The sequence below is a fragment of the Bradyrhizobium sp. USDA3010 genome (genome assembly GCF_056429065.1).
Genome location: NZ_JBWJZD010000119.1, coordinates 1 through 1,405, shown reverse-complemented (window position 1 = coordinate 1,405; position 1,405 = coordinate 1). Strand labels below are relative to the sequence as shown.

At 62.7% G+C, this 1,405-nt stretch carries 1 protein-coding gene; it reads left to right on the top strand.

Annotated elements, in window-relative coordinates:
- Nucleotides 1–81: 81 nt before the first annotated feature.
- Nucleotides 82–1,131, top strand: a complete 1,050-nt coding sequence (locus tag AC066Y_RS43190) for an IS110 family RNA-guided transposase (protein ID WP_478279129.1) — start codon at nt 82–84, stop codon at nt 1,129–1,131.
- Nucleotides 1,132–1,405 lie beyond the last annotated feature (274 nt).

Below are 1,405 nucleotides of genomic sequence, written 5' to 3'. Positions count from 1 at the left end.
GTGGTTGATGGTGTGGACGGCCCCCTACGGCATCGGTGTGCCAGAATGAGGTTGTCTAGATCTCATACATGGGAGCCGTCCGTGAACCAGATTATCCGCATTGGTATGGATACGTCGAAGTATATTTTTCAGCTTCATGGCGTGGATGCGTCGGAGCAGGTCGTGCTGCGCAAGCGGCTTGGCCGCAAGGCGATGCTGGATTTTTTTGCCAAGCTGCCGCCGACAGTGGTGGTGATCGAGGCGTGCGGGGCGGCTCATGTCCTGGCGCGAGAGCTGGGCAGGCTGGGACACACAGCCAAGCTGATCGCGCCGCAACTGGTGAAGCCCTACGTTGCGCGCAACAAGAACGATGGACGCGATGCGGAGGGGCTATGCGAGGCGGCAAGCCGGCCGCGGATGCGCTATGTGCCGGTGAAGACCGCCGAGCAACAGGCGGCGCTCATGCTGCTGGGCATCCGTGAACAACTGGTCGTGCGGCGCACGCAACTTTCCAACATGATCCGCGGCCATGCGGCGGAGTTCGGCCTGATCGAGGCCAAAGGGCTGAACAAGCTCGCCTCGTTCCTGGCTGCGATCGAGCACAATGAAGGGGTGCCGACGCTAGCGCGCGAGCTGTTTGCGACGCTTGCCCGCCAATATGACCAGGTGCAGGTCGAGCTGAAGGCGCTGGAGGCGAAGCTTCTGGCCTGGCACCGTGCCAATGCCTTGAGCCGTCGTTTGGCTCAGATCCCGGGGATCGGTCCGGTCACGGCCGCGGCGCTGGTGATGAAGGCGCCCGATCCTCACGCCTTCCGCTCGGGGCGGCTGTTTGCCGCCTGGCTCGGCCTGACTCCAAAGGACCATTCCACCGCGGGAAAGACCCGGCTCGGCAAGATAACCCGTGCAGGCGATGAGACCCTGCGTCAGCTGCTGGTGGTTGGGGCAACCTCGGTGGTCAAGATAGCCAAATCGAAAGATCGCGGGCCGAGCTGGCTGACCGAGCTTTTGAAACGCAAGACACCGAAGCTGGCGGCGGTGGCGCTGGCCAACAAGATGGCCCGCATCGCCTGGAAGCTGATGACGACGGGAGAGCAATACGAGCGCGCGCGACTTGAGGCGCGAACCGAGGCCCAAATGGCCGCTGCCGTGTGATCGAGAGATTCGGCCGACCGGCGGGTTAGCCCACCGGCCGACCGGAGCTGCAAGAGCAGAGGAGATGGTGCGATCGATCGTCCGAGATGCGAGCAAATCCGTGGGACCCATTGGCCGAACAAGGTCGCGTGGGTGATTGGAACTCGTGTCGCGAAAAACCATCTTGGCCAGCGGTCCGACAAGCCGCATCAATAGGCCGGACATATGGATGCAAGCGATCCGATCAAACCTCACAAAGCTCTTGTGCCACGGGGGCCGTCCACATATGGGTCCC